Source organism: Corynebacterium sp. HMSC14B06 (assembly GCF_001807075.1).
Classification (GTDB): Bacteria; Actinomycetota; Actinomycetes; order Mycobacteriales; family Mycobacteriaceae; genus Corynebacterium; species Corynebacterium jeikeium_D.
In genome coordinates this window covers 1-7,947 of record NZ_KV787372.1, presented here as the reverse complement: position 1 = coordinate 7,947, position 7,947 = coordinate 1, and the positions used below count along the sequence as shown (strand labels likewise).

Annotated in this window: 8 protein-coding genes and 1 tRNA gene; 5 read left to right on the top strand and 4 right to left on the bottom strand. The window is 58.0% G+C overall.

Annotated features, from left to right (window positions below):
- Window positions 1-723: 723 nt before the first annotated feature.
- The gene (locus tag HMPREF3130_RS05735; RefSeq protein WP_070429503.1) at window positions 724-1,893 is read left to right on the top strand and encodes a L,D-transpeptidase; all 1,170 of its coding nucleotides are present in this window, start codon (window positions 724-726) and stop codon (window positions 1,891-1,893) included.
- 52 nt (window positions 1,894-1,945) lie between these two features.
- Here the strand turns inward: HMPREF3130_RS05735 and HMPREF3130_RS05730 are convergent, their stop codons facing one another.
- The gene (locus HMPREF3130_RS05730; protein WP_083276344.1) at window positions 1,946-2,629 is read right to left on the bottom strand and encodes a LuxR C-terminal-related transcriptional regulator; all 684 of its coding nucleotides are present in this window, start codon (window positions 2,627-2,629) and stop codon (window positions 1,946-1,948) included.
- A 61-nt stretch (window positions 2,630-2,690) separates the two neighbouring features.
- Entirely contained in the window at window positions 2,691-3,896 is a 1,206-nt protein-coding gene (locus HMPREF3130_RS05725; RefSeq protein WP_070429501.1) for a sensor histidine kinase, read from the bottom strand.
- Window positions 3,897-4,045: 149 nt separating this feature from the next.
- Here HMPREF3130_RS05725 and HMPREF3130_RS05720 point away from each other — a divergent pair, with 149 nt between their 5' ends.
- Window positions 4,046-5,062, top strand: a complete 1,017-nt coding sequence (locus tag HMPREF3130_RS05720) for an FtsX-like permease family protein (RefSeq protein WP_246815118.1) — start codon at window positions 4,046-4,048, stop codon at window positions 5,060-5,062.
- A 102-nt stretch (window positions 5,063-5,164) separates the two neighbouring features.
- Entirely contained in the window at window positions 5,165-5,959 is a 795-nt protein-coding gene (locus HMPREF3130_RS05715) for an ABC transporter ATP-binding protein (RefSeq protein WP_049172923.1), read from the top strand.
- A 103-nt stretch (window positions 5,960-6,062) separates the two neighbouring features.
- Here the strand turns inward: HMPREF3130_RS05715 and HMPREF3130_RS05710 are convergent.
- Window positions 6,063-6,138: transfer RNA gene (locus tag HMPREF3130_RS05710), tRNA-His, on the bottom strand.
- A gap of 142 nt (window positions 6,139-6,280) precedes the next feature.
- Entirely contained in the window at window positions 6,281-6,934 is a 654-nt protein-coding gene (orn, locus tag HMPREF3130_RS05705; protein WP_016422281.1) for an oligoribonuclease, read from the bottom strand.
- Between orn and HMPREF3130_RS05700 the strand changes: the two genes are divergently transcribed.
- Together HMPREF3130_RS05700 and HMPREF3130_RS05695 are read left to right on the top strand one after the other, a co-directional pair.
- Complete coding sequence (locus HMPREF3130_RS05700) at window positions 6,933-7,121, top strand: hypothetical protein (RefSeq protein ID WP_042388509.1); 189 nt, start codon at window positions 6,933-6,935, stop codon at window positions 7,119-7,121. The two genes, orn and HMPREF3130_RS05700, sit on opposite strands and share 2 nt — an antisense overlap.
- 95 nt (window positions 7,122-7,216) lie before the next feature.
- The gene (locus tag HMPREF3130_RS05695; RefSeq protein WP_016422282.1) at window positions 7,217-7,861 is read left to right on the top strand and encodes a TetR/AcrR family transcriptional regulator; all 645 of its coding nucleotides are present in this window, start codon (window positions 7,217-7,219) and stop codon (window positions 7,859-7,861) included.
- Window positions 7,862-7,947 lie beyond the last annotated feature (86 nt).

Genomic DNA, 7,947 nt, shown 5'->3' with positions numbered 1-7,947 from the left:
GCCATCAGGGACTCGAACCCCGAACCCGCTGATTAAGAGTCAGCTGCTCTGCCAGTTGAGCTAATGGCGCTTACTGTTTCCTGCTTGGTGCTCTCTGTGTGAGCTCCTCGCCGGCAACGAGAAGATATATAACCAGGTTTCTGATTGTTTGTAAAATCGGCTGGTCAGGCCCTGTTTTTTGGTCGGTGTTTTTGCATGTTTTTTGAAAGGTTTTGCGCAACCGTTTGAAAAAAGTTCAAAAAAAGTTTGGAAATCCTCAAAGTGGGGTAGGGCCTGTATCAATGCCATCGACGTTGGGAGTGTGCATAGATGTCGGAGTTACGTTCGACAGTGTTCAGTAACGTCCGGAAGCGTCCGGTGGCACTTTTGAATAGCGAACTGATTACTTTTCGGTAACGCAGCTTCAAGGGGGCGCTGTTTTCCCAGGTCGGTTGAAGTGCCCCGGTTTTTTTGGGGTTGCACAGCAATTTTCCAGAGGGTTAACTGTAGGAACCGTTGGGCTACTTTGCGTGCTGCGCCCTGTGAGGGGTTGATGACTGCGATTGGGCAGTCAATAAGGCTTTTCAGTTAGGGCGAGCGTTTTATCGGTGGCTAGTGCCGCTGCAGGGTAGTCTGACCTTTTTCGAGGGCGCACCAGGGGCTGTAGCAGGACTCCGCTGTGTGTCGCAGTGTGTCCCCGGGACTTACTACTTAATAATTGCACTGTTGGAGTGAAGCACGATCATGCGGCAATCTTTTAAGCGCCTGTCGATGGCGGTGGTGACATTTGCGACCACCATCTCGCTAGCTGCTTGTACCGTCGGCGGAGATAATGCCGAGCAGCAAGAGGCGGAGAAGCCAGACGTTGGTCTTGTCGCCAGTGTGGAGGACGACGCCACCGATGTTTCGGTGGTTGACCCGATTTCGGTTCAGGTGGAAGAGGGACATCGCCTGGACAAGGTTGTTATGACCAACCCTGAGGGCAAAGAGGTCAAGGGCAAGCTCGACTCCAGTGGTACCAAGTGGACCACTGCAGAACCCCTGGGCTACTCAAAGACCTATGAGATTAACGCCACCTCGGGCACAGAAAAGCTGGCTACTTCTTTCACCACCATCGAGCCGATTTCTCAGGTAAATGGTTACCTGTCCCCGCTGGATGGTTCCACCGTGGGTGTCGGTCAGACTATTGCTGTGAAGTTCAGCGCGAGTATTTCGGACCGCAAGGCTGCTGAGGAAGCAATTAAGGTGACCACCGAGCCTAAGGTGGAAGGCGCTTTCTACTGGCTGAATAACAGTGAGGTGCGCTGGCGTCCAAAGGAGTACTGGAAGCCGGGGACCAAGGTTACCGTGAAGTCCGATATTTACGGCACGGATCTTGGTGACGATATGTACGGTGCGGAGTCCGCCGAAACCAGCTTCACTATCGGTGATGAAGTCATTGCTATCGCTGATGATGCGACGAAGACCATGGTCATTAAGAAGAACGGTGAAGTCGTAAACTCCATGCCTATCTCTATGGGGTCGAATGTTCACCCGACTCCGAATGGCCAGTACATCATCGGTGATCGCAACGAGACCATGGTGATGGACTCCCGTACCTACGGCCTGTCTCTGGAAAACGGTGGCTACGTCACGCCGGTTAACTACGCAACGCAGATGTCCTACTCCGGCATCTACGTCCACGGTGCACCGTGGTCAACGTGGGCACAGGGCAGCGTCAACCAGTCTCACGGCTGCATCAACGTCACTGATGCTAACGCTAAGTGGTTCCTGGACAACACTAAGCGCGGTGACATCGTGATCGTGAAGAATACGATTGGTGAGACGCTCTCCGGTGTTGATGGACTCGGTGACTGGAACATCCCGTGGGAGACCTGGAAGAAGGGCAACGCCGACGAGACCAGCTCCTGGTAGCTCATGTCCTCTTAGTGAGGCCATCACTTAAGTCATACGGGTTAGTCCGTTCCTAATCACCCAACATTCCCAGCTCCTGCGCGCGAGCAACAGCCGCGGTGCGGGAGCTGACGCCTAGCTTGGTGAAAATATGTACCAGATGCGATTTCACAGTCGCTTCGGTGAGCACCAGCTGTTCTGCAATTTTTCTATTCGACATACCCCGCGCGACCAACTCGAGCACTTCGAGTTCGCGCGGGGTTAGTGCTGTATTGGGGTTGCGCATCCGCCCCATCAAGCGCCCGGCCACTTGTGTGTTCAGCACGGTCTCGCCGCGAACGGCACGACGGATACCATCGATGAGCTCCTCCGGAGCGGCATCCTTCAGCAGATAACCAACTGCGCCTGCGGTGACAGCGCCGAGCACATCGGAGTCCGAAGAATAATTGGTCACCACCAACACTTCTGGGGCCTTTGCGCCGCGCCCGGCCAGTGCGCGGATGGCTGCGGTGGCATCAACTCCGCCTGCGCGGGTAGCAGTGCCAGGGGCCTCACCAAAGCGAAGGTCCATGAGTACCAGATCGATGTGGTCGCAAGAGTCGTCGTCAAGCGATGCGCGCACCTTCTCGACCGCCTCGTCGCCGCTGGCCGCCTCGCCAACCACGACGATATCCGGCGCCGATTCAACGACTGCGCGAAGACCAGCGCGGACGATGGGGTGATCGTCGGCGATGAGGACTCCGATGGGCTTGGTCACCTGGCTAACTCCTCGGGTGATGTGAATGGTCGTTTCCTACCTGCATACCAGGCGCGGGACTTTAAGAGGCGAGCTCGTGCGGGATTCTGACGCTGACACCGCAGCCACGCCCCGGTTCCGACTCGATGGTGAAGGTGCCGCCGAGCTTCTCCACGCGTCGGCGCGCGTTGGCGATCCCCACGCTGTCGTCGTTAGTTGGTGCGGTGGGGTCGAAGCCGATGCCGTTGTCGACGCAGTCGAGCAGAATCTCGTCGGGCTGGTAGGTCAGGGTGACACGGCAACGCGTGGCGTGTGCATGCTTGACGACGTTCGCCAAGCTCGCCTGGGCCACCCTGATGATGGTTGCTTCGACGGTGGCCGGCAGCCGCGTGGGTGTGCCGTCGACGCAGAAGCTGACAGCATCGCCCAGCACCGTGGAGGAGCAGACTTTCTCCAACGCACCGGATAGGTCTGCGCCTTCGAGGGGAGCCGGCTGAAGTGCTGCGATGATGCGCCGGGTCTCGGCGAGATTGTCGGCCGCAACCTTGCGGGCGAGCTGTAGCGAATCCACCGAGGTCTGGTCATGCTGAGTGGGAGCACTTTTCATGCGGGACTCCACCGAATGCAGCAGCAGCTGGATGGAGGAAAGCCCCTGCGCCACGGTGTCATGAATATCGGCTGCGAGGCGTGCGCGTTCGTCCAGCTCACCGGCACGACGGGACAGTGCTTCCGAGTGGGCGCGGGCAGCTGAGAGCTCCTCCAGCGCCTTGGTCTTTTCGATAGTCTCCTTCTGCAGGAGCCGGAACCCCAGCCCCACCGTGAGTACAAACGTCCCACCCAGAATGGGGCCGAGGACACCACCAAATGTCAGCGGAGTGTGGACGGCGATAGCACCGATTGCCGTCGCCGTCGTTGCCACCACCATAACCACGGCCATTAGGCCACCGGTGACCTGCAGAATTACGAAAAACAGCGGGAAGACCAGGAAAGAGGCATCCAGCGTCGCAAACGACATTGCCGCCCAGCACAGCAGCAGAATCACAAGCCAGCCCAACAGCAGGCCACGCGGCTTAGTCAGCGCGACCTCGTTGGCTACGTTGCCATGCCGAGCCCGACCAATCGGCCCGACCGAACCTGCGATGTACACCGCTAGAAAACACGCCGCATAGGTGATGATTCGCCACTGCGGATCCGGAACCACGCATACCGCCAGCAGCACCAGCACCAAAACATCCAGGGCAAACCGCAGTAATTGCCAGCTGCGGTTCAGGGTCTCAGGAGTATCCACGCTCTCGAGCTTAGGGCAGTTCCGCCTGCCAAAACACCGCTGACGAGCCGGAATTGTCAACATCAACCGAAAGTTGGAGACGAAGTTCAACCTCCATGGCGATTAAATCCGCCTTTGAATCCACGACCATAATGAGTATGTACCAGTCAATGAAAGAACTTCGAGCCGCTCCAGGCCGTGCCGCACTGATCACCATCACCGTCGGGATGATTGCTGTGATGGTCACGTTCCTCTCGGCTTTGGCCGCCGGCCTGTCCGCCCAGTCCGTCTCCGCACTGGACGAGGTCTACGACAAAAACGACGCCGTCGTCATCTCGGAGGGGGCTACGTCGTTGTCGTCGTCAAGCATCGGAGAGACGGCGCGAAAGAGCGTCCAGACGTGGGCGAGCGACAACGGCGCAAATGTCCGCGATGTCTACGTCAGTCGTGCGCGCGTCGATGAAACGCCCGTCACCGTCATCTCCGACTTTTCGCTTAACGACGACCAGGTGGCCGTCACCGACGGTGTCAGTGAAACCGCCATTGCGGAAGGTGACTCGCTGACCCTGTCTGGTGCGATGGGCGAGCACGAGGCCACCGTTGCGCGCGTGGCGGGGGATAAGTGGTTGGACCACCAAGCGGTCATTTATGCCGGGCGCGGTGTGATGGAAGACCTGACACCGGGGCAGATGGTGCCGGCGGCGATGGTTGTCGACGAGTCTGCGACGCAGCTGCCGAATGTCCCGGAAGGAACAATTCTGCGCGACGGCGAGCGCAATAACCTGTCGGCTTCCTATCAGGGCGAGCAGACCTCGCTGAACGCGATGACCTCGATGCTGTATGTGATTTCTGCGCTGGTGGTAGGCGCGTTCTTCACAGTGTGGACTGTTCAACGACTGCGTGGTGTGGCCATTTCCTCGGCGCTCGGTGCGTCCCGCTCCGTGCTGGTGGCTGACTCTCTGGCGCAGGTCCTGGCCGTGCTGGCAATCGGAGTCGGCGGCGGTGTTGCGGTGACTGCAGCGGCGGGCTGGGCTCTGCAGAGCGGCGACGTCATGCCAATTGTGGTCGATGCTTCCACGACCGTCGTGCCGGGGCTCATTCTGGCCGTGACCGGCGTAGTTGGTGCGCTGCTGGCACTGGTGCCGGTATTCCGCGTCGATCCGACCACCGCATTGGCGAATGCGTAGTGGCTCGTTAGCACGGCCTAGCACGGCGGCTTCCCACAGAACACTCACATCGTGTTAATCATGCACAACCTGCAACTGAGGAATTGAGGAATTGAGGACAAAATGACTACCTATATCGACAACCAGGCTCCCGTGGCACTCGCTCTGAAGAACATCTCGCTGACCGTCCAAGATGGCGACAACAAACGCACCATTTTGGATGACATCTCGCTGAAGATCCGGGCAGGCGAGGTAGTGGGACTGGTCGGACCATCGGGTTCCGGCAAGTCGACTCTGTTGACCATCGCAGGTTGTTTGAAGAGTGCCGATACCGGACATGTCACGCTGTACTCCAACAAGCAGGACGCGAACGGTGCAGGCGCGGACGAGAGTGCGGAAAGGAAGGCCATTGATCTGAGCGCTCGCGGCGCGGATGCTGCCAAGATTCGTCGCGAACACATCGGCATCGTTTTCCAGCAGCCGAATCTTCTGCCAGCGCTGACGGTCAAGCAGCAGCTCATCGCAATGCGGCGATTGGGCCGTGTTTTCGGGTGGCCCGCGGGTGGCCGTCGTGAAGCGGAGAAGCGCGCAGATGAATTGCTCGAGGCAGTCGGACTGGCTGGGCTGGGAGAACGTCGCGTGAGCCAGCTTTCCGGTGGTCAGCAGGCACGCGTCAATGTTGCGCGCGCACTGATGAATGAGCCGGAAGTGCTGCTAGTCGACGAACCGACCGCGGCTTTGGATCAGAAGAGTGCAGGGGCGGTGACGCGACTGATTATGGATGTGACGCGGAAGATGGGTGTGGCCACCCTGTACATCACCCACGACCTGGGGCAGCTTCACGGTGCCGACCGAATCGTGGAGATGGTTGACGGCAAGCTGCAGTCCGCGGATGCTGGCTTGGTAGCTACTCGGTAGTGACTATGGGGGGGACTTAGCAGCAAAAAGGCCCACCCCGGCGACGCGCCGGGCGGAAACACAAAAACCCTCGGCCCGGAAAAACCTGGCCGAGGGTTCTACTTGGGGTGACTGACGGGACTCGAACCCGCGACACCCAGGATCACAACCTGGTGCTCTACCAACTGAACTACAGTCACCATTACCGCATTAAAGGAGCTGTATTCTCAGCTCATCTCTGCAGCGAACTATATGGTAGCCCACAGTGGGCTGGAAACAAAAACAGCAGGTCAACCCGGATAAATTTGGGAAAGGGTGGGGTTTGGGTCGTCGTAAAGCGAGCTAGCCGCGAATCTCACCGTACTTTTCCGTCGATTCCTTGCTTGCGGCAGAAATAGCGTCGCCTTCGGGGCCGGGGTGGGGCAGAAGCATGGCGCGGCGGTAGTAGTCCAGCTCGCGGATCGACTCCTTGATATCTGCAAGAGCTCGGTGAGCGAGACCCTTTTCTGGAGCGCCCTTGAGGACCTGGGGGTACCAGCGGCGGGCAAGTTCCTTGAAGGAAGAGACATCAATCATGCGGTAGTGCAGGTGCTGGTCGAGCTCTGGCATGTAGCGGTGGATGAACTTGCGGTCGGAGGCAATCGAGTTGCCTGCCAGTGGGGCGGTGCGCGGCTCGGGAACCCACTGACGGATGTAGTCCAAAACAGCCTGTTCGGCGTCGGCGACATTAGTCTTGCTGTCGCGAATTTCCTGATCCAGGCCGGACTTCGCATGCATCTTGGTGACGAAATCATCCATCTGCGCCAATTCGGTCTCGGACGCGTGCACGACGATGTCCACGCCTTCCCCGAGGACGTTGAGGTTGGCATCGGTGACGAGAGCCGCGATTTCGACAATGACGTGGCGCTCGGGTTCGAGGCCCGTCATCTCACAGTCAATCCACACGATGCGGTCGAGCTCAGGGGAGAGCTGGAGGTCGGGATCGGGCTGAGCCATGATTTCACCTTTCGCTGAGATTCGGCATGATTCTGCAGTGCGCCTTATTTTGTGCCCGGACTGGGCTGTGGGGCACACGCTGACTACGCCCAGCTTAGCGATGTGGATTGTGCTGTGGTCGGGCGTGTGGATTGCCGTGTGGTTTGTGGAGCGAATTGTGGGGGAAACGAAATTAACTGGAAAGTAAGATCTTAGAATTGGACAACGGGGCATGAACTAAATCGACCTATTTGCCTGATAAAATTACTTCTGAGTTCGGATTCCAACGGGAGAAATAGTTACATGGATGAGACGAGGCGTGTTGGCGACGCTGCTCAAAGCACCACTGCGGCACAGAAACCATCCGTCGATGATGTCATCATTGCCGCTGCGCGCGAAAGCGTAATGACTGTGGGCTTGCGTAGGACTTCGATTGCAGAAATTGCTCGCAAGGCAGGAGTTTCGCGTCCGACCGTATATCGTCGATACGCTGACATTGGTGAGCTTCTGGGGGAAGTGACCAACCGCGAAATCCTGCACATGCTTGAGGGGCTCCGCTATGTCCCTGGCGATTCGCGCGCTCGCATGTTGCTGCGTATTCGAATCGTCGTTCAACGCATCATCGAAAGTGACTTTTTCCCTGGCCTGGTCAAGACAGATCCCGACCGTGTCTTAGAAGCGCTCACTGGAGAGATGAGCGATACACAGCTGGAAATTGTGGAGAAATTCATTCTCCCCGGTGTCCGTCACGGGCAGGAAGACGGCACTATTCGCGAGCACGATCCATATCTGCTGGCGCGCAACATTTACCGTCTGATTCAGACGATGGTGCTGGTGTGGCGCCCGGATGGCAAGGACGCGACGCTAGACAAGGAATCTGTCGAAGAGGTCGTCGACATGGTTGACCGCTACTTGCGCCCGGATCCTGCGGATAACAAGAAGAACTAAGAAGTAAAAACCCGCCTGCATCTGGTATAAAACCAGTTCAGGCGGGTTATTTTTGGGGTTAAGTAGCAAAAAGTGTGTCTGACTTT